The organism is Streptomyces sp. NBC_00335 (assembly GCF_036127095.1).
GTDB lineage: Bacteria > Actinomycetota > Actinomycetes > Streptomycetales > Streptomycetaceae > Streptomyces.
The window spans coordinates 355,364-374,252 of record NZ_CP108006.1 but is presented as its reverse complement, the minus strand read 5'-3'; the positions used below and the strand labels follow the sequence as shown (position 1 = coordinate 374,252).

Genomic DNA, 18,889 nt, shown 5'->3' with positions numbered 1-18,889 from the left:
GCGGTCGCCCCGCGCGGCCGGGCCGCCTCAGGGGCTCGTGAGGACGACGAGGCGCTGGGTCGCGCGGGTCATCGCCACGTAGCGGTCGACGGCGCCTTCGATGCCCTCGCCGAAGGTGTCAGGGTCGATGAGGACGACCAGGTCGAATTCGAGTCCCTTCGACAGGGTCGGCGTCAGCGAGCGGATGCGGGACGAAGCCGGGAGCGCGGCGGGGGGCGCGCCGTCGGCGGTGATGACGCAGGCGACTCCGTCGGCCTGGGCGGCGAGCCAGTCTTCGAGGACCGCGGCCAGGTCCGAGACCGGCCTGTGCGTGACGGGGATGCCGCTGCTGCGGACGGAGGCCGGGACGTTGGCGTCGGGCAGTGCGGCGCGGATGGCCGGCGCCGCCTCGGCCATGACCTCTTCCGGGGTGCGGTAGTTGACGCTCAGGGAGGCCATCGTGATCCGGTCCAGCCCGGCCCGTTCGAGGCGCTCCTGCCAGGACTCCGTGAACCCGTGGCGGGCCTGCGCGCGGTCCCCGACGATGGTGAAGCTCCGCGACGGGCAGCGGGCCAGCAGCATCTGCCACTCGGCGTCGGTCAGCTCCTGCGCCTCGTCCACGATGATGTGGGCGAACGGGCCGGCGAGCAGGTCCGGTTCGGCTCCGGGCAGGGCGTCACCGTCGATCAGCGCGTCCTGCAGGTCCCGTCCGCGCAGCATCCCCACCGCGCCCTCGCTCTCGTCGATCTCGGTGTCCTGGAGCAGCCGGTCGATGACGTCGGACCTGCGCGCACGCTCGGCGGCGACGGCGGCCTCGTGCCGGCGCTTGCGTACGGAGGCCTCGGCGTCGCCGAGCCGCTGCCGGGCCGCGTCCAGGATCGGCAGGTCCGACACCGTCCAGGCCTGGGCGTCCGCGCGCTGCAGGAGGGACACGTCATCGCGGCCGAGCCGCGGAGCGCACTTGCGCAGGTAGGCGGGCACCGACCACAGGTCTCCGACGAGTTCGCCCGCATCGAGCATCGGCCAGGCGCGGTTGAGGGCGGTGATCAGGTCCCGGTCCTGGAGCAGCGAACGGCGCAGCAGCTGGGGCGAGACGTCGCTGTCGTCCTTGTCCATCAGGATGGTGAGCAGCTCCTCCAGGATCTGGTCGCGCGCCTCGTTGTGCGGGGTACCCGGTTCCACCGCCTCGAACGCGGCCGCCCAGTCGTCGGCGCTCAGCCGGATGTCGGACCAGTGGCTGGAGACCGTCATCCCCTCGGTGGGCGGCTCCTCGTAGATGCGGACCGCCGCCTCCACTGCCTTCACCAGGTCCGCGGAGGACTTGAGGAGGGCGACGCGCGGGTCGGCCTCGACCCCGGCGCCGGCTCCCTCGGTGACGAGGTCGCGCAGGGTGCAGGTCTGTACGCCCTCCTCACCGAGGCTCGGCAGCACGTCCGAGACGTAGGCCAGGTAGGGGCGGCTCGGGCCGACGAACAGCACGCCGCCGCGGCGGTGACCCAGCCGGGGGTCGGAGTAGAGGAGGTGGGCGGTGCGGTGCAGGGCGACGACGGTCTTGCCCGTACCCGGACCGCCGTCGACGACGAGGGCGCCCCGGGAGCCGGCCCGGATGATGGCGTCCTGGTCGGTCTGGATGGTGGCGAGCACGTCGCGCATCCGCTCCGACCGGTTGGCGCCCAGGCCGGCGATGAAAGCGGACTGGTCGTCGAGCGCGGCGCGCCCTTCGAGGCCGTCGGCGCAGAACACCTCGTCCCAGTAGTCGCTGATCCGGCCGCGGGTCCAGCGGTACCTGCGGCGGCTCGTCAGACCCATCGGAACGGCGTGCGTCGCGGCGAAGAAGGGCTCGGCCGCGGGGGAGCGCCAGTCCAGCAGCAGCCGGTTTCCGGCACTGTCGGTGAGGCCGAGGCGTCCGATGTACACGGGCTTGGAGCCGTCGGAGGGGACGATGTGCCCCAGACACAGGTCCAGCCCGAAGCGGCGCAGGGTGCGCAGCCGGCTGGTCAGGCGGTGGATCTCCGCGTCGCGGTCCATCGCCTCCCGGCCGATGCCGCCGGGCGCCTTGCGCGTGGCCTCCAGGCGGTCGGACAGTTCGGCGAGCGTCTGCTCCAGGCAGTGCGAGATGGCCGCGAAATGCCGTTCGTCGCCGTCGATCAGAGCCGGGTCGGCCTTGGGGGACAGGTGGTCGGGAAGTTCGAACGCACTGGTGGCGGTCGCCACCGCCTCGACGGAACCGTGTGATCCAAGAGCTGACATAGCGGCATGCACTGAGTGAATCTCCCATTTTTCGGCAAGTTCTGGCCTCGAGCCGCGATTTTGCCCCAGGCGGGGGGCCTTGCCGCAAGCCCCCCAGTGCGCTATATGTTGTAAGTGGCAAGGAGTGCGTATTCCTCCTCACCCTTCTGCTCACCCTCCCGAGTTTCCTTCCTTCACCGCCCGATGAGGCCTGGTGAGGGCTGTGGGGACGGCTGGCTACAGTACGGCCATGACTTCCGAGGCCGTATCCCTTCACCTCACGAAGCCGGCCCCGGCCCATGTGGTGGCCGTACTCGCCTTCGACGGAATGGCGCCCTTCGAACTGGGCGTGGTGGTCGAGGTGTTCGGCCTCGCCCGGCCCGAGCTGGGGGACCTGCCCTGGTACGAGCTGCGGGTCTGCTCGGCGGAACCCGGCCGGGACCTGCGCGTGGTGGGCGGGTTCACGCTCCGCGCCGAACACGGGCTCGACGCCCTCGCCGCCGCGGACACCGTGATCATCCCCGGAGTCTCCCCGGCGGGCGGCACCATCGCCCCCTCACTGGTCGACGCCCTCCTGAAGGCCCATGCCCGGGGTGCGCGCCTGGTCTCCATCTGCTCGGGCGCCTTCGCGCTCGCCGCGACCGGCCTCCTCGACGGACGCCGGGCCACCACCCACTGGCGCTACGCCCGCACCCTCGCCGAGCGCCACCCCGCGATCGAGGTCGACCCGGACGTCCTCTACGTCGACAACGGCGACGTGCTGAGCAGTGCCGGCAGCGCCGCCGGCATCGACCTCTGCCTCTACCTGGTCCGCGCCGACCACGGCGCCGCCGTCGCCAACACCGTGGCCCGGCGCTTCGTCGTACCGCCCCATCGCGAGGGCGGGCAGGCCCAGTTCATCGAGGCGGCGGTCGGGGAGATAGGCCCCGACGGCGCCGACGACGGCATCTCGCGGAGCATGGCCTGGGCCCTTCAGCGGCTGTACAGCCCGCTCTCGGTCCCGGCGCTGGCCCGCGCGGCGAACATGTCGGAGCGTTCCTTCCTCCGCCACTTCACCCGCCGCAATGGTGTGAGCCCGATCCGCTGGGTGGTCTCCCAGCGGATCGCGGCGAGCCTGCCGTTGCTGGAGTCGGGGGAGGGGACGGTGGACGAGGTGGCCGCGGCGGTCGGCTTCGATTCCACCGCGACGTACCGCCACCACTTCACCCGGCAGATGCGGACGACGCCGACGGCCTACCGGAAGGCGTTCGTCAGGGTCTCCGCACCCCTGGCGGGATCTTGACGAGTGGAGGCGTTTACGCCACTCGTCGCCGGCGTGGCGGGAACAGAGGATGGAGTCATCGCCGCAAGGGAGTCCACCCGGCCGGCGAGCACCCGCCCTTCGCCCCGCACAAGGAGTTCCCCCATGTCCGCGACCGCCGCCTCCATCGCCGCCGCCCCCTCCGCCGTTTTCGCTGAGCCCGCCAGCGCCGTCCTCTCGGTCCCGGCCGCCGCTCCGGGCGTCGCCGCGGCCCACTACGCCGCCCGGCTCGCCTTCGAGGCGGACGTCTCGGACGTACGGGCCGACCTGCTCGCCGGTGTCCCGGGTCTGGTGGTGGTCGACTCCCGCAGCGAGGCCGCCTGGGACCAGGGCCACATCCCGGGGGCGCTGCACCTTCCGACGGCGCGGATCGCGGAGCTGGCGCCCTCGCTGATCGACCCGGCGCTGACGGTCGTCACCTACTGCTGGGGCCCCGGCTGCAACGGCGCCACGCGTGCGGCGCTGGCCTTCGCCCGGCTCGGCTACCAGGTGAAGGAAATGCTCGGCGGGTTCGAGTACTGGGTCCGCGAGGGCTTCGCCTTCGAGACCGCCCAGGGCACCGACCAGCGGGCGATCGACGATCTGACCGCCCCGCGCTCGGGCATCTCCTGCGCCTGCTGAACGCCGTACGGTCCCGGTTGCCGGCGGGCCCGTACGCTCAGACCGCCAGTGCCGTCGTGATCACCAGGGGAGGCTTCGCCCGCTCGGCCGACCAGGCGCGGCCGGCGGCGAGGCCGGGGTCGACGAGGCCGGGAAGGCCGAGGGCCTCGTCCACCGTCGGGCGGTGCTGGCCGAGGTCCGCGAACCCGGCCCGCAACAGCAGGGCCGGGTAGAAGTCGACCGGCCACGCGTGGTTGGGCATCACCTGCCAGCTGCCGTCCGTGCGCCGGAGCCGTACGGGCAGCTCGTCGCCCGGGGCGTACTCCCCACCCGGGTCGCCGATGCTCAGCGAGGCGTACTCCGTCCCGCTGCACGCGGGATCGGTGGCCAGCAGGACGAAGGGGCCGCCGGGCCGCAGGATCCGCCGGATCTCCCGGAAGACCGCGAGCACCGCCTCCGAGGTGGGCAGCGAAGCCAGGACGTGGTTGCACATCACGGCGTCGGCGCTGCCGTCCGCCAGACAGGCCGTCCGGCCGTCCGTGACCAGATGGAATTCGGCGACGGCCGTCCCCGCGCCGCGGGCCAGCGCGAGCATCTCCGGGGAGGTGTCCACGCCCAGCACCTTGGCTCCGAGCTGCCGGGCCGCGTGGTCGGCGACCTTGCCCGGCCCGCATCCGTAGTCCACCAGGACGGATCCGCTGCCGACCCACGGGGCCAGGGTCCGCAAGACGAAGGGGTACCCGAGCAGCCAGTCCGTGGCCGCCTCCACGGCGGCGAAGGCCCGCGCGCCCTCCGGCCCGGACCAGGCGACGGGCTCCTGCCCGCCGCCGTGGTCCGCGTCGCCCGCTGCGGCTCGCGCCGCTCGTCCGGTTCCCTCCGGCCACTCGCTCACGGTTCCCACTATCCGGCCGTGGGGGCCCGGCCCGCATCCCGTTCCGCCGCCTCGGCGATCCGTTTGACCGCTGCCAGCCGTCGGTCCCAGTCCGCGGCGAGGGTGGCCATCCACCTGGCCGTCGCGTCCAGGGCGGCGGGCCGCACGGTGTACCGGACCTCGCGCCCGACCCGGCTGCCGGAGACCAGCCCGGCGGCGTCCAGGACGGCGAGGTGCTTGACCACCGCCTGCCGGGAGACGGGCAGCCCCTCGGCCAGAGTGGTCGCGCTGACCTCGCCGTGAGCGGCGAGCAGGCCGAGCAGCTTGCGCCGGGTCGGATCTGCCAGTGCGACGAGGACGTGGTCGACGGCCTCTTCGGCGCCGGGGAGTTCCCCGCTCACGCGGCCGGTTGTTCGACGCGCTTCTTGAAGGCGTCGAGCACCTGCGGCCAGCCGCCCGTGTTGTCCTTCAGCGCCTTGTCGCGCAGTTCCTCGGACCCGGCCAGGGCCGCGAACCCGCTCTCCACGACGCGGAGCCGCGTCTTGTCCCCCTCGCGGCTCAGCGTGAACTCCACCAGGGTGCTGTTGTCCTCGCGCAGCTCCTGTCCGGGGAAGGCGCTGGCCCACCGGTACGCCAGGTAGGTCGGCGGCTCGACCTTCTCCACCCGTACCGGGAACTCTCCGTACTCGCTGTTCCTCGCCACGACCGACTCCCCTTCCCTGGCCACCGTGCCGGCCAGGCTCCCCTCGTCGGCCACCCAGAAGCCCGGCTCGGCCACCAGGGACCAGACCCGCTCCAGGGACGCTTCGATCAGGGTGTCGCGTTCGATCCGGTCCGCGTTCATCAGGGACTCCTTCGTCGCAAGCCATCGAGTGGTTTAGTGCAACTCCAGGGTTGCACGTCGCTCCACATCGCGCAACCGTGAGGTTGCACCAGGACGGGTGGTGCGGGTTCGCATACGCTCGGGTGCATGGTGCAGAGCAAGGCGGAAGACGTGGACGCGTACCTCGCCGAGGTCACCGAGGAGCGCAGGGAGGCGCTGACCCGGCTGCGCGAGCTGTGCCGTACCGAACTGCGCGGATTCGGCGAAGTGATGGCGTACGGAATGCCCGTGTACGAACGGGAAGGCGTCGGCGAGGTCGCCTTCGCGAGCCAGAAGCAGTACATCTCCGTCTACCTGTTGCGCGAGGACGTCCGCGAAGCCTTCGCGGAGCGGCTCGCGGGCCACGACATGGGCAAGGGCTGCCTGCGCTTCCGCAAGCCCGAGAAGATCGACTTCGCACTCCTTCAGGACCTGCTGCGGGCCACGGCGGCCGGTCCCGGGAAGGCCTGCTGACCGCTGAGGCGAGAGCCCTTCGGAACGACCGAAAAGAATGTTGAGCGCAAGCTGTCACAACCGCCGGCCGGCCGGTGTCTTGTGTCCGAACCCTCGAAACGAAGGAGACGGACACCATGACCGAGAACACCCAGGTGATCGTGATCGGCGGCGGATACGCCGGAGTGATGGCCGCCAACCGCCTGAAGCAGCGCGAGGACGTCACCGTGACGCTGGTCAATCCGCGTGCGGTCTTCGTGGAGCGGATCCGCCTGCACCAGCTCGCGGGCGGAACCGACGACGCCGTGGTCGCGTACGAGAAGGTCCTGGCCGACGGGGTGGCCCTGCGCGTCGACTCCGTCGAACGGATCGACGCCGCCGAACGCAGCGTGACCCTGGCCTCGGGAGGCCGGGTCGCCTACGACTACCTCGTCTACGCGGTGGGCAGCGGCAGCGCGGACCCGACCGTGCCGGGAGCGGCCGAGTTCGCCCACCCGATCGCCACCCTGGAAGACGCGCAGCGGCTGCGCCCGGTCCTCGACGCCGCGCCCCGGACGGCCGCGGTGACGGTGGTCGGGGCCGGTCCGACCGGCATCGAGACCGCCGCCGAACTGGCCGAGCAGGGCCGGGCCGTGACCCTGGTCTGCGGCGGGGTCCTCGGCCCGTACCTGCACGCCCGCGGGCGGCGCTCCGTGGCCCGGCGGCTGACGGCGCTCGGCGTGACCGTGCTCGAAGGCCCGGACACCAAGGTGACGGCCGTGACGGCCGACGCCGTCCGGCTCGCCGACGGCCGCGAACCGGCGTCCGCGGTGACCATCTGGACCGCCGGCTTCGGCGTCCCGGACCTGGCCGCGCGCAGCGGGCTGAGCACCGACGCCCTGGGCCGCCTCCTCACGGACGAGACGCTGACCAGCGTGGACGACGGGCGCGTTTTCGCGGCCGGGGACTCGGCGGCGCCCTCGGGCCTGGCGCCGCGGATGAGCTGCCAGGCCGCGACGCCGATGGGCGCGCGGGTCGCCGACACGGTGCTGAGCCGGATCGAGGGCGAGCAGCCGGAAACCCTCAACTCGGTGTTCGCCGGCCAGTGCATCAGCCTGGGCCGGGGCGCCGGCATCTTCCAGTTCGCCCACAAGAACGACACCGCGCTGTGGTTCCACATCGGCGGCCGGCCCGGCGCGAAGCTCAAGGAAGTCGTGTGCAAGGGCACCGTCAAGCACCTCGCCGAGGAGGCGGGCAAGCCGGGTTCGTACGGCTTGCACCGGGTGTCGGGAGGCGACGCCCGCGGCCGGCGTCTGGAAGCCGAGAAGAGCGGGATCAGGGCCGCCGCCGAACAGACCGCTTGAGCCGAACGGCCGATCCGATGATCATGAACGGATTCGAACTGCCCGAAGGCCGACGGAAACTGACGGAAGAGAACTGACCATGGACATCCCTTCGCAGGGCCCTGATACGGCGACCGAGACCTTCGTCGCCCACCGCAACCTGCTGTTCACCGTCGCCTACGAAATGCTCGGCTCGGCGGCCGACGCCGAGGACGTCCTCCAGGAGACCTGGCTGCGCTGGGCGGGCGTCGATCTCGGCACGGTCACCGATCCGCGCGCCTACCTGGTGCGGATCACCACCCGCCAGGCACTGAACCGGCTGCGGACGATGAGCCGCCGCAAGGAGGCGTACGTGGGCCAGTGGCTGCCCGAGCCCCTGCTCACGGCGCCGGACGTGGCCGAGGACGTGGAACTGGCCGAGAGCATGTCGATGGCGATGATGCTGGTCCTGGAGACGCTCGGGCCGACCGAGCGGGCCGTCTTCGTGCTCCGCGAGGTGTTCGGCCTCGACTACGAGGAGATCGCGACCGCCGTCGACAAGACACCGGCGGCCGTCCGGCAGATCGCGCACCGGTCCCGCAAGCACGTCGACGCCCGCCGCCCCCGCCGGACGGTCTCCGCGAGAGAGACCCGGGCAGCCGTGGAATCGTTCCGGCGGGCGTTCGAAACCGGGGACCTGCAGGGCCTCCTCGACGTGCTCGCCCCCGAGGTCGTCTACATGGGCGACGGCGGCGGCATCAAGCACGCCGCACTGCGGCCGATCGTCGGCGCCGTCAGCGTGGCCCGCGTCTTCGCCGGCATGTCGGGCAAGGCCGACAAGGGCGGCATCTCGTTCTCCCTCGCCCCCACCATGGTCAACGGCACCCCGGCCCTGGCCGTCCACATCGACGGGGAGTTCGACGGAGTCATCGCCTTCCACGTCGAGGACACCCGCATCACCGGCCTCTACTTCGTCCGCAACCCGGAGAAGCTGTCCCACATCGGAACCGAGACCACGCCCACCCTGCGGTGAGCGCCGGGCGGCACCTGACCGGCGGGGGAGGGGCTGGCAGCATGTCCCCCATGCCTTCCCCTCCCTCCTCGTCGACCCCTCCCTCATCGAACCCTCCCTCCTCGCCCTCCTCTTCCTCGGCGAGTTCCGAGACCGCGACCACCGAACCGGTCCGCCATCGGGACCACGGCACGTGGCTGGCCCAGTTCACCGGCCGGGTGCTCGTGGTCTGCCCGGGGTGCGGCGGACGCGCCCTCGTCGTGCCGCGGCCCGGGCTCGCGGAGCCGAAGTACGTCCGGCACCTGCTCTTCGAGCCCCGCCGCCTCGTCTGTGGGGGCTGCGGGGCCCTTGCCGACTGGACGGCACAGCAGCGGGGGCCCGCCCTGGTCGGGGTCTCGGTCGGCGGCACCGAGGACCCGTTCTTCCGGCGTCCGCTCTGGCTGCAGACCCGCTGCGCGGGACGGATCCTGTGGGCCTACGACCTGGAGCACGTCGAAGCCCTCGCCGCCTACGTGGGCGCCCGGCTGCGGGAACGGCACACCTCCCCGACGCTGTCGATGTTCGCCCGGCTGCCGGCCTGGATGAAGTCCGCGGCACGCCGTGACGAGGTCATGGCCGGTCTGGAGACCCTGCGGACCCTCGCCGGGCTCTCGGCCCCCGCCGACCGTTCCGACGCGGCCCACGACCGGGGCGACCGCCCGCGCCACCAGGGCAGCGTGCTGGTCCGCGGCGGTCCGTACTAGGAGCCGGACCGGTGGGACGCCGAGGCGCGCACCGGCCGAATGCGGTGCGCCGGGGGTACCCGTACGTGTGGCGGTGGGAGGGGAGAGCGGGGTGAGGGGCCGCCGTGCGGGTACCTCGCATGCGAAACCCCTTCGCAGGAGGAACCCATGCTCGGTACCGACTACCGCACCGGCTCGCCCAACTGGATCGACCTCGGGAGCCCCGACATCCCCCGGGCCGCGGCCTTCTACCGGGCCGTCTTCGGCTGGGAGTTCCACCTGCTCGGACCCGAGACCGGCGGGTACGGGTTCTTCCGGGCGGACGGGAAGAACGTCGCCGCGGTCGGGCAGCTCGACCCGGGGGCGACCTCCGCGTGGACCGTGTACTTCCGGACCGACGACCTGGAGGCCACCACCCGTGGCGTGCGCGACGGCGGGGGCGCCGTCCGCGTCGAGCCGATGGACGTCATGGGGGAGGGGTGGCTCGCGCAGTACACCGATCAGCAGGGCGCCGAGTTCGCCGTCTGGCAGCCGGGCCGGACACCGGGACTGGAGCTGACCTCCGCCGACAACTCGCTGTGCTGGGTCGAGCTGCACGTCCCGGATCCGACGGCGGCGCTCGCCTTCTACGGAGCCCTCTTCGGGATGCGCGCACGGGAGATGGAGGCGCCCGGCATGACCTACCAGGTGCTCAGCACCGCCGACGGGGACCAGGAGGACGGCTCCTTCGGCGGGGTGGCGCCGCTGATGGAGGGGGAGAGCGACGCGCGCTGGGTGCCGTACTTCGCGGTCGCGGACGTGGACGCAGTGGTGGGCGCCGCGCGGACCTCCGGCGGCGCGGTGCTGATGCCGGGCGCGGACGTGCCCGACGTGGGGCGGATCGCCTGGCTGGCCGACCCGAGCGGGGCGGTCTTCGCCCTGCTCAAGGCCTTGCCGCCGGCGCAGTGACGGCTGTGGTCTAGCCGGTGAAGGCCTCGACGAGCGTCCAGACGGCCAGGACGGCCATGCAGAGGGCGCCGAAGCGCTGGACGGTCTTGAGGGGAACCCGCTTGGCGATGAACCGGCCCACGACCAGGGCGAGGGCGGAGACCGACATGAGGGCCGCGGCGGAACCGATCGCGGTGGGCAGCCAGCCGTTGGTGGCGGCGAGGTTGGCGGTGGTGATCTGCGTCAGGTCACCCCATTCGCCGATGAAGACGGCCATGAACGCCGTGGCGAATACGGGCCAGAAGCCGGTGACGGCCTTGGCCGCCGAGTCCGCCTCGTCGTCGTCCGCCCCGGAGCGCAGCATGACGACGGCGCCGAAGGCGAACAGGGCGGCGGAGGTCAGCTTGACGGCCATGTTCGGCAGCATGCCGATCAGGCTTCCGGCACCGACCGCGATGGCCACGTGCACGATGAACGCGGCGGAGGTGCCGAACCACACGTACAGCGGCCGCATCCGGGTGCCCATGGCCAGCGAGGCGAACATGGTCTTGTCGGGGAGCTCGGCAAGGAAGATCAGACCGAAGGCGGTGAAGATCGCCACGGGGTCGAGAGCCATTCCGGGTGCTGCTTTCTGCTGGAGCCGGGCTCTGATGGCTCGGATCGGCACCCAGCGGGAGGCGACGGGAAGAACCACTCGGCCCGGCACGACGAAGCGGCCCACACGGTGATGTGGGACGGGTCATGCCTTGGCCGAAGGTCTCGTCCGCCCCGCACGTGAAGCGCGGTGGCCCGGTGGCCGGGACCCGTCGAGGCGTCCAGTATGTCGACCAGCGGTTTTCGGGACTACTCCCCTTCGCTGCCGACCACTGTAACAGGGGCGTCGGGTGCTCCCGGAGGGCCGAAGGTCCCGGGGCCGCTATCCGAAACGGACGGGGAGGTACTTGACCCCGTTGATGAAGTCCGAGCGCAGGCGGCGTACCTCCCCCGTGAGGGACACCTCCGGATGGCGCCGCAGGAGCTCCCGGACCAGGGCCTTGATCTGGGTGCGTGCGAGGCCGGCCCCCAGGCAGAAGTGGGGACCGCCGCCCCCGAAGGTGAGGTGTTCGTTCGGGGTGCGGCGGATGTCGAAGGCGAAGGGGTCGGCAAAGACCTCCTCGTCGCGGTTGGCGGAGGTGTAGTACGTGACCACCTTCTGCCCCTCGGCGACGGGCCGCCCGTGCAGGACGGTGTCACGGGTGGCGGTGCGCCGGAAGTTGTGGATGGAACCGCCCCAGCGCAGGAACTCCTCCGTCGCCGTGGTCCACAGGGCCTCGTCCTCGGGGGCCGCGGCCAGCTCGGCGCGCGCCGAAGGGTGGTCGATCAGGGCGATCAGGGCACCGGAGAGCAGGTTGCGGGTGGTCTCGTTGCCCGCGACGCAGAGCAGTACGAAGAACATGTTGATCTCGTCCGGCGACAGCCGGTCCCCGTCGACCTCGGCGTGCACCAGCGTCGAGAGGATGTCCTCGCGGGGGCGGGCCCGCCGCTCGTCGGCCAGCGCGTCGCAGTAGGCGTAGATCTCGGCGGCCGCGAGATCGCTGTCGTGCTTGCCGGCCGAGAGCTCGGGGTCCTGGGAGCCCGCCATCCGGTTGCTCCAGTCGAAGATCAGCCGCTCGTCCCCCTCGGGCACGCCGACCATCTCGCAGATCGTCTGGATCGGCAGCCACGCGGCGACCTCCGCGACGAAGTCCATGTCCCGGCCCGGGGTGACCGCGCGCTCCACCAGGGTGACCGCCCGCTCCTGGATCCGGGCCGCGAGCCTGCGTACGACCCGGGGCGTGAAACCCGCGCTGACCAGCGAGCGGTACCGGGAGTGGCGCGGGGCGTCCATGCCCAGGAGGACCAGGCGCAGGGTCTCCAGGGACTCGGGGTTCTGGTCGCGGATCATGAACGAGCCGAGTTCGGTGGACCACAGCTCGGGGTCGCGGCTGACGGCCTTCACGTCGGCGTGCCGGGTGACGGCGTAGAAGCCGGCGTGCGGACCCGGCACCTCGTGCCAGTGGACCGGGTCCTCGCGGCGCAGCCGGGTGAACTGGGCGTGCGGGACCTCACGGGCCCAGGTGTCCTCGAGGAGGTCTATTTCGCCGGTGGGCAGCACGGGACGGTTCCCTTCGTCGGACGGATCGGGGTGGCGCGGCGGGGTCGTACGGATCGGGGTTGTACGGCAGGGTCGGACGGATCGGGGTCTACGGGTCAGCAGGCCCTGCCGAGTCCCAGGACGGCGCCGAGGGCCTCGACGACGAGCGCGTCGGGGACGGCGCCCGGTTCGAGACGGTGCTGCATCGCGAGTCCCAGGAGGATGCCGAGCACGAGGGTGCCCGTCTCCTCCGGCGTACGGGGCAGGGGGGTGCCGGTGGCCTCGGCCCAGTCGGCCAGGCCCTCGCCGAGCTGGGCGCGGACCTCGGTGTACCGCTGGGCGAGCCGGTCCCCGATGAGGGGGCCGCGGGCGGCGTGCAGCCACAGCTCCGTCTCCAGCAGCAGCCAGGAGTCGCCGTGCTCGGGGTGCGGGCGGGTGAGGCTGCCCCACATCGCGGAGAAGTGGACGGCGGGGTCGGCCGGGTCGCCGGCCGCGATCTCGGCGGCCAGCTCCTCGCTGGTGCGCTCCTTCCACACCTCCAGGAGCGCCAGCAGCAGGCCCTCCTTGCCGCCGAAATGGCTGTAGAGCGCGCCCGTGGTGCGCCCGGCCGCCTCGGCGACGGCCTCGGCGGAGACGGCGTGGAACCCTTTGCGGGCGAAGAGGTCGGCCGCCGCGTCGATGAGGCGGGCGCGGCTCTCGGACTTGCGCTGCGCCTGCGGGGTGCGCTGCGCCTGCGGGGTGCGGCGCCGGGGCTGTTCTCGTGTGGGGGACGGCTCCACCGGGCCTCCGGGGTGGGTGCTGGTCGTATCGGGACGGCGACCCGTGTCGGGGGCCGGGCCGCGTCGGATGCCGGGCCGCGCCGGGTGCCGCGTCCCTGTCGGGTGCCGACCTGTATCGGGTGCCTACTTATATCGGGCTGCCGATATAAGTTGCGCCCTCCCTGACGAAGTGTCAAGCGATACCGCAGGACCGCGCGGGCTCCCGGTGGCACGCTGAAAGGGTGCGTGCCGCCCTCATGGAGCTCCGTACGGGCACCGGCCCCCTGCCGGCGGCCGCGCGGCGGGCCGTCCGGGTCACCCTCGCCGCCGGCATCGGCTTCTACGTGTTCCTGTACGGGCTGGACCGGCCCGTCGAGGCCACCTACGCGCTCTTCGCCGCCGTCGCGCTGGCCGGGCTCTCCCGGATCCCCGGCAGCGGACACCTGCGGGCCCGGGTCGTCGCCCGGGTGCTCCCCGCCGCCTGCGCGCTGGTGGCCCTGGGAACCTGGCTGTCGGTGCGGACCTGGGCCGCCGTGGCGGGCATGCTGGTCATCGGTTTCTGCGTGGCCTTCTCCTCGGCGGCCGGACCCCGCCTGGCCGGCGCCGCGCCCGGGCTCCAGCTGCTGTACATCCTGCCCAGCTTCCCGCCGTACGCCCCCGACACCCTCGGCCAGCGGCTGACCGGCACCGTCGTCGGGATCCTGCTGCTGATCCTCGCCGAAGCCACCGTCCTGCCCGACCCGGTCGTCCCCGGCTACCGGGACCTGGCCGCCGCAGCCGCGGCCGAGGCGTCGCGGTACGCCGCCGTGCTGGAGCGGCCGCCCCACACCCTCCGCGCGGCGGAGGCCGCCCGCGCCGCGGAGCGGGAGCAGTCCCTGCGGCCCTCCCGGGTCGGGGAGGCGCAGCGGCCCGCGGGGCCCGGCGTACGGGAACGCGCGCTGGCCCACACCGGGCTGGCGGCCCGCACCCTGCTGGCCCGCCTCCGGTCCCTGCCCCCGCCGGAACCCGGCCCGGCCACCGCGACGGCCGGGCTGGACCTCGTGGCGGCCGTGCGCGAGTCGGCCGCCGGGACGGCCGGGCTGCTCGCTGCGGGGAGCCCGCCCGCGACGGACTCCTCGCGGCTGCGGGACCTGCAGGTCTCCCTCGCCCGGGCCCCCGTGACGGGGCCCGGGCCCGGGTTCCGCAACGCCGCCCTGGTCGAGCTGGCGGAGGCCGCGCTCGTGCTGCGCGGCGCCGCCGGGATCGCGGTACGGGGGCGTGCGGGGGCCGCGGACGTGGTGGGGCCGGGCGTGGGACCGGCCGCCGGGCCACCCGACCGGTTCTGGTACGCCGAGGAGGGGCCGGTGCGGCTCTGGTGGTACCGGCTGGCCGGGAACACCGGGCCCCGGTCCGTGCACTTCCAGAACGCCGTCCGGCTCGGCGTGGCCCTCGCCGTCGCCCGGGCCGTCGCCGGACTGGACTCCCTGCCGCACGGGTTCTGGGCGATGCTCGCCGTCATCAGCCTGACCCGCACCAACGCCGTGCAGACCCGGGCCACCGTCCGGCTCGCCCTGATCGGCACCCTGGTGGGCGCGGTCGCCGCGGGCGGGGTCCTCGCGCTGGCCGGGGAGGCGAGCACGGTGTACGCGTTTCTGTTGCCGCCGCTGATGCTGTTCGCGTTCTGCGTCGGGCCCGTGCGCGGCGTCGGCTGGGCGCAGGCCATGTTCACCCTGGTGGTGGCCATGGCCTTCGCCCAGCTCGCCCCCGTGACGTGGCAGTTGGCCGAGGTCCGGTTCCTGGACGTACTGGTCGGCAGTGCGATCGGGATGGTGTGCGGACTGTTGGCCTGGCCGCGCGGCGCCCACGACGAACTGGGGCGTGCCGTGGCCGGGCTGCTGCACGCCGCGGCCGACGACGTCCAGGCGGCCACGGCGGCCTTCGGCCGGGCCCGCGCGGTGGAGCCCGACCAGCGGGTGCGGCACGCGCTGGCCCTGGCGGAGAGCGCGTACGCCCAGTACCAGACGGAACGGCAGCGTCCGGCCGCCGCCGCGGGCGAGGACTGGCAGGCGGCGATGATGACCGGCCACCACGTCCTGTGGGGCGGCCGCAGGCCCCCCGGCACCCCACCCGGCCCGTGCGAGGAGGCGATGGTCCGGGAGTACGGGGCCTGGGTGGCAGCCGGGCTGCACCGCGCGGCGGCGGCCGCGGACCCCGTCCACACCGCGGGGCCGCCGGAGCCCGGTCCCGCCGGTCCCGCCCCCCGCCGGGCCGGACCCGAGGGCGCGCCGCCGGTGTTCTACACCGCGATGGCCTGGCTGGACTCGCTGACCGCGGACGTGGCGCTGTTCGACCGGGGGGCCGGGGCCGGGCCCTCGGCCTCCGGTGGGGCCTGAGGGTGCGGCGGTGCGGCCGGAGCGGGGCTCTGCGATCGTGGAAGAAGGGGTTCCGGTTCTGTCTCCGGCGGCGGGGCGTGTGGTGAGGAGCGGACATGTCCGGACTGTTCGAGGCGAGCGTCGAGATCGACCGGCCCGTCGCCGAGGTGTTCGCGTATCTCGCGGACGGGCGCAACGACCCGGAGTTCAGCCCGCGCGTCCAGCGGATCACCCGGAGCCCGGACGCCCCGACCGCCGTCGGGACGGTCTTCCGCAGCACGGTGAAGGACGCCGGAATGAAGACCGCCCGGGAGTTCCAGATCACCGAACTCGATGCGCCGGGGCGGATCCGCTGGACGGAGCTGAGCCACAACCTGGTGACCGCCGAAGGCGGCTACGACCTGTCCGAACTCCCCGGAGGCCGGACGCGGTTGCGCGTCTTCAACACCCTGACCGGGCACGGCTTCGGCCGTCTCCTGGTCGGCCTCGCCCTGAGCGCGGCGCGCAAGGACGCCCCCGACTTCGGCCGCCGGATCAAGGCGGCGGCGGAGGCGTCCCCACGGCTGGGCTGAGGCCCGGGCCGGGTCTCCGGATCGCCAGGTCACCGGATCGCTAGGTCACCGGGTCACCGGATCGCCGGATCAGAAGCGTCCGGGCCCGGACGGAATCGGCAGCGGCTTCACCGGCGCCACCTGACGGTTCCCGCCGGGCGCCGGCGTACGGCAGGCGATGTCCTCGGCGGGCAGCCGCCCGGTGGTCAGGTACGCGGTGACCGGGGCTGCGGCGCAGGAGGAGGGATCGGCCAGGTACACCCCGTGCCCCTCGGCGCCCAGAGCCAGCACCATCCGCGAGCCTTTCAGCGCCCGGTGCATGCCCTGGCCGCTGGCCAGCGGGGTCTGCGAGTCCCACTCGTTCTGCACGGTCAGCACCGCGGCCCGCGTCTTCATCGGGGTCTCGGCCTCCAGCGGCCGCGGCCAGAAGGCGCAGGGCTTGATGTTCGAGGCGAAGTCGCCGTACAGCGGGTACGCGGCCTTGTCCCGGACCGCGTCGCGACGGTACCGCTCGGGATTGCGCGGCCAGGAGTCCGTGTCCCCGCACACCACGCTCCAGAGGACGGCGACGCCGTTGTCGGAGGCCGGCCCGGCCGGGGCCGGCCCGGACTCGCCGGCGAGCGCCCGCTTCATGTTGAAGTCGGGCCCGGAGGCGCCGGGAGTGACGGCGGGCTTTCCGTCGGCCGCGTCCTTCAGGGCCGCCACCAGCGGGGTGACCTGCGACGGATAGAAGAACAGCGCGCGGGCGCCGCGGATGTCGTCGCCGTTGATCTTCTCCCCCTGGAAGACGATCGGATCCCGGTCGGCCCGCGCCACCAGGTCCCAGAAGGTCTTCGACACGGCCGAGGGGCTCTCGCCCAGGTGGTACTCGCCCGAGCGTTCCGCCGCCCACCGCGTCCACCGGGCGAAAGCCGGCTCGGACTCCGTGGCCCAGCTCCGGAACATGTTCCGCCAGATCAGGTCCGGGTCGACGCCGCTGTCGAGTACGAAGCGGTCGGTCCGGCCGGGGAACATCTGCGTGTACACCGCGCCGAGGTACGTCCCGTAGGAGTAGCCCAGGTACGAGAGCTTCCGCTCGCCCAGGACGGCACGGATCGTGTCCATGTCGCGTGCGGTGTTGCGGGTCGTGATGTACGGGAGCACGGAGCCGGCCTTCTCCCGGCACTTCTCGGCGATGTTCCGCGCCCAGGCCACGTCGGAGGGGAAGGACCCGGGCCGGTACGGCCGGTCGATGCCCTGCTCGGCCTCGGTCAGCCCGCAGCTGATGGGACTGCTGGCGCCGACCCCGCGCGGATCGAAGCCGATGAGGTCGTACTGTTCGGCCACCTCCGGGGGGACCACCTCGCCGAGGGCCAGCGGCAGATCGAGCCCGCTCCCGCCCGGTCCGCCCGGGTTCATCAGGAGGACCCCGTGGCGCTTGGCGGGGTTCGTGCTCCGCACCCGGGATATCGCCAGGTCGAGGGTGCGTCCGGCGGGCCGCCGGTAGTCGAGCGGCACCTTGATGCTGGCGCACTCGTAGGTGGCCGGCTGATCGGCGGCGCACCGGTGCCAGGCCGGCTTCTGCCGCAGGTACGCGGCATCGGCCCGGAAGGTATCGGCGGACATCTCGGTGTCGGTGGACAGGACGCTGTCGGCGGACAGGGATGCACCGGCGGGCAGGGCGGAAGCCTGGGCGGCCGCGAGCAGCGGCACGGAGCTCGCGAGGAGCGCGGCGGAGGCCAGGAGGGATGCCAGTCGTTTCTTGCGCACGAGGGCCGTTCCTTTCGGGTGGGCGGTGGTACGCCCCCACCCTGGGTCACCCCGCGGCCCGGGCGAATCCACCTGAGGGGCGGGTCCCTCTACTCCTCGCGAATGACCGGAAATCCGGACAACTGGCCGACGCGCCGGGGTTTTTGTCCTCACGTCAGGCGTCGGGAGCGCGGGCCGTGCGGCGGCCGGGCGCGCGGCACCGTAGCAGCCTTTCGGCGGGTCGCCCGGATGTTTGTCCAGTCCGGATGGGCCTTCGGTGGGGGAGGCGTGGTCGGCGCTAGCGTCCCTTGGCACCCGGGGACCGGGGAGCGGCGTGCTCCGTGCGGCTCCCGGATCGTCCCGGGAGCCAAGGAGGCACAGTGCTGTCAATCCGTCGGACGAACGTCGGCGGCATGTCGGTCGCTTCGCGACACGTGATGGGCACGGGCATCGTCATCGGCGCCCTCGCCCTCACGCTGATCGCGCTGCTGATACCGGTACGGAGCTTCGGCGGAAGAACCGCCACGGCCGCCCCGGCCCCGGCGTCCGCCCCCGCCGCCTCGCCCGCCTCCGCCTCCGCCGATGACGACGGTGCCGGGGTGATGAACACGGCCTTCGGGCCGCTGACCGCGCAGGACCGCGAGTTCGTGCGCAAGGTCCGCCTCGCCGGCCTGTGGGAACTGCCCGCGGGCAAGCAGGCCCAGGAACGGGGGACCCGCAGATCGGTGCGGACGGCCGGCGAGCACCTCGTGGAAGGGCACGCCGAACTGGACCGGAGGGTCCTGGAGGTGGGCCAGGCGCTCGGCGTCGAACTGCCGGACCGGCCGTCCGGTCAGCAGCAGGCCTGGCTCGACCAGTTGGAACGGGCCCAAGGGGCGACGTACGAGCGGCTGTTCGTGCAGCTGCTGCGGCGGGCGCACGGCAAGGTCTTCACGCTCGTCGCCCAAGTGCGGGCGCAGACCCGCAACTCCGTGGTCCGCGAGCTCGCCACGGACGCCAACGCCACGGTCCTGGACCACATCGCGGTCCTCGAAGCCAGCGGACTGGTCGATTTCGAGGGTCTCGCGGACAGCCCTCCCCCCGTCCCCGCGCCCGCCCCTCCCACCGACACCCGACCGAGGAAGTGAAGTGA

18 protein-coding genes are annotated in these 18,889 nt (G+C 73.1%); 10 read left to right on the top strand and 8 right to left on the bottom strand.

Annotated elements, in window-relative coordinates; all coding sequences use genetic code 11:
* Positions 1-27 precede the first annotated feature (27 nt).
* A complete protein-coding gene (helR, locus tag OHA37_RS01715) occupies positions 28-2,193 on the bottom strand; it encodes an RNA polymerase recycling motor ATPase HelR (RefSeq protein WP_266901689.1) in 2,166 nt (721 codons plus the stop codon).
* A 265-nt stretch (positions 2,194-2,458) separates the two neighbouring features.
* Here helR and OHA37_RS01710 point away from each other — a divergent pair, with 265 nt between their 5' ends.
* Positions 2,459-3,490, top strand: a complete 1,032-nt coding sequence (locus OHA37_RS01710; RefSeq protein WP_266901687.1) for a helix-turn-helix domain-containing protein — start codon at positions 2,459-2,461, stop codon at positions 3,488-3,490.
* A 123-nt stretch (positions 3,491-3,613) separates the two neighbouring features.
* The gene (locus OHA37_RS01705) at positions 3,614-4,129 is read left to right on the top strand and encodes a rhodanese-like domain-containing protein (protein ID WP_266901685.1); all 516 of its coding nucleotides are present in this window, start codon (positions 3,614-3,616) and stop codon (positions 4,127-4,129) included.
* A 37-nt stretch (positions 4,130-4,166) separates the two neighbouring features.
* On the opposite strand, the gene OHA37_RS01700 is transcribed toward OHA37_RS01705, so the two are convergent.
* The 3 genes from OHA37_RS01700 to OHA37_RS01690 are packed head-to-tail and all read right to left on the bottom strand — an operon-like array spanning position 4,167 to position 5,823.
* Positions 4,167-5,000, bottom strand: a complete 834-nt coding sequence (locus OHA37_RS01700; protein ID WP_266901683.1) for a class I SAM-dependent methyltransferase — start codon at positions 4,998-5,000, stop codon at positions 4,167-4,169.
* Positions 5,001-5,008: 8 nt separating this feature from the next.
* Positions 5,009-5,380 (bottom strand): ArsR/SmtB family transcription factor, encoded by a 372-nt coding sequence (locus tag OHA37_RS01695; RefSeq protein ID WP_266901681.1) that lies wholly within the window; start codon positions 5,378-5,380, stop codon positions 5,009-5,011.
* Positions 5,377-5,823: an SRPBCC domain-containing protein gene (locus tag OHA37_RS01690; protein ID WP_266901679.1), complete on the bottom strand. Its 447-nt coding sequence runs from the start codon at positions 5,821-5,823 to the stop codon at positions 5,377-5,379. Before OHA37_RS01690 ends, OHA37_RS01695 begins: the two co-directional genes overlap by 4 nt.
* Positions 5,824-5,949: 126 nt before the next feature.
* On the opposite strand from OHA37_RS01690, the gene OHA37_RS01685 reads away from it, so the two are divergent.
* From OHA37_RS01685 to OHA37_RS01665, 5 genes are all read left to right on the top strand, one after another.
* The gene (locus tag OHA37_RS01685) at positions 5,950-6,315 is read left to right on the top strand and encodes an iron chaperone (RefSeq protein ID WP_266901677.1); all 366 of its coding nucleotides are present in this window, start codon (positions 5,950-5,952) and stop codon (positions 6,313-6,315) included.
* Positions 6,316-6,431: 116 nt separating this feature from the next.
* Positions 6,432-7,637, top strand: coding sequence for an NAD(P)/FAD-dependent oxidoreductase (locus OHA37_RS01680; RefSeq protein WP_266901675.1), 1,206 nt, complete (start codon positions 6,432-6,434; stop codon positions 7,635-7,637).
* A 79-nt stretch (positions 7,638-7,716) separates the two neighbouring features.
* On the top strand, positions 7,717-8,628 hold the full coding sequence (locus OHA37_RS01675; protein ID WP_266901673.1) for an RNA polymerase sigma-70 factor: 912 nt from the start codon (positions 7,717-7,719) through the stop codon (positions 8,626-8,628).
* A 50-nt stretch (positions 8,629-8,678) separates the two neighbouring features.
* Positions 8,679-9,350, top strand: a complete 672-nt coding sequence (locus OHA37_RS01670; protein WP_266901671.1) for a hypothetical protein — start codon at positions 8,679-8,681, stop codon at positions 9,348-9,350.
* 147 nt (positions 9,351-9,497) lie between these two features.
* Entirely contained in the window at positions 9,498-10,277 is a 780-nt protein-coding gene (locus OHA37_RS01665) for a VOC family protein (RefSeq protein ID WP_266901669.1), read from the top strand.
* A gap of 10 nt (positions 10,278-10,287) precedes the next feature.
* Here OHA37_RS01665 and OHA37_RS01660 read toward each other — a convergent pair whose 3' ends face one another.
* From OHA37_RS01660 to OHA37_RS01650, 3 genes are all read right to left on the bottom strand, one after another.
* Positions 10,288-10,872, bottom strand: a complete 585-nt coding sequence (locus OHA37_RS01660; protein ID WP_266901667.1) for a TMEM165/GDT1 family protein — start codon at positions 10,870-10,872, stop codon at positions 10,288-10,290.
* 300 nt (positions 10,873-11,172) lie between these two features.
* A complete protein-coding gene (locus OHA37_RS01655; RefSeq protein WP_266901665.1) occupies positions 11,173-12,390 on the bottom strand; it encodes a cytochrome P450 in 1,218 nt (405 codons plus the stop codon).
* Positions 12,391-12,485: 95 nt separating this feature from the next.
* On the bottom strand, positions 12,486-13,148 hold the full coding sequence (locus tag OHA37_RS01650; RefSeq protein WP_266901663.1) for a TetR/AcrR family transcriptional regulator: 663 nt from the start codon (positions 13,146-13,148) through the stop codon (positions 12,486-12,488).
* Positions 13,149-13,369: 221 nt separating this feature from the next.
* On the opposite strand from OHA37_RS01650, the gene OHA37_RS01645 reads away from it, so the two are divergent.
* Both OHA37_RS01645 and OHA37_RS01640 read left to right on the top strand, forming a co-directional pair.
* Positions 13,370-15,499 carry an FUSC family protein gene (locus OHA37_RS01645; RefSeq protein WP_266901661.1) on the top strand — a complete coding sequence of 710 codons (2,130 nt, stop codon included), beginning with the start codon at positions 13,370-13,372 and terminating at the stop codon, positions 15,497-15,499.
* Between the two features lie 95 nt (positions 15,500-15,594).
* On the top strand, positions 15,595-16,050 hold the full coding sequence (locus OHA37_RS01640) for an SRPBCC family protein (RefSeq protein ID WP_266901659.1): 456 nt from the start codon (positions 15,595-15,597) through the stop codon (positions 16,048-16,050).
* Positions 16,051-16,119: 69 nt separating this feature from the next.
* On the opposite strand, the gene OHA37_RS01635 is transcribed toward OHA37_RS01640, so the two are convergent.
* Positions 16,120-17,778, bottom strand: coding sequence for an alpha/beta hydrolase (locus tag OHA37_RS01635; RefSeq protein WP_266901657.1), 1,659 nt, complete (start codon positions 17,776-17,778; stop codon positions 16,120-16,122).
* A 359-nt stretch (positions 17,779-18,137) separates the two neighbouring features.
* Between OHA37_RS01635 and OHA37_RS01630 the strand changes: the two genes are divergently transcribed.
* On the top strand, positions 18,138-18,884 hold the full coding sequence (locus OHA37_RS01630) for a DUF4142 domain-containing protein (protein ID WP_266901655.1): 747 nt from the start codon (positions 18,138-18,140) through the stop codon (positions 18,882-18,884).
* The last annotated feature ends 5 nt before the right edge of the window (positions 18,885-18,889 follow it).

Bases quoted from the DNA above. Each gene is read 5' to 3' on its own strand.
- OHA37_RS01710 (WP_266901687.1), top strand. From the start codon at position 2,459: ATGACTTCCGAGGCCGTATCCCTTCACCTCACGAAGCCGGCCCCGGCC.
- OHA37_RS01705 (WP_266901685.1), top strand. From the start codon at position 3,614: ATGTCCGCGACCGCCGCCTCCATCGCCGCCGCCCCCTCCGCCGTTTTC.
- OHA37_RS01690 (WP_266901679.1), bottom strand. From the start codon at position 5,823: ATGAACGCGGACCGGATCGAACGCGACACCCTGATCGAAGCGTCCCTG.
- OHA37_RS01685 (WP_266901677.1), top strand. From the start codon at position 5,950: ATGGTGCAGAGCAAGGCGGAAGACGTGGACGCGTACCTCGCCGAGGTC.
- OHA37_RS01680 (WP_266901675.1), top strand. From the start codon at position 6,432: ATGACCGAGAACACCCAGGTGATCGTGATCGGCGGCGGATACGCCGGA.
- OHA37_RS01675 (WP_266901673.1), top strand. From the start codon at position 7,717: ATGGACATCCCTTCGCAGGGCCCTGATACGGCGACCGAGACCTTCGTC.
- OHA37_RS01670 (WP_266901671.1), top strand. From the start codon at position 8,679: ATGCCTTCCCCTCCCTCCTCGTCGACCCCTCCCTCATCGAACCCTCCC.
- OHA37_RS01665 (WP_266901669.1), top strand. From the start codon at position 9,498: ATGCTCGGTACCGACTACCGCACCGGCTCGCCCAACTGGATCGACCTC.
- OHA37_RS01660 (WP_266901667.1), bottom strand. From the start codon at position 10,872: ATGGCTCTCGACCCCGTGGCGATCTTCACCGCCTTCGGTCTGATCTTC.
- OHA37_RS01640 (WP_266901659.1), top strand. From the start codon at position 15,595: ATGTCCGGACTGTTCGAGGCGAGCGTCGAGATCGACCGGCCCGTCGCC.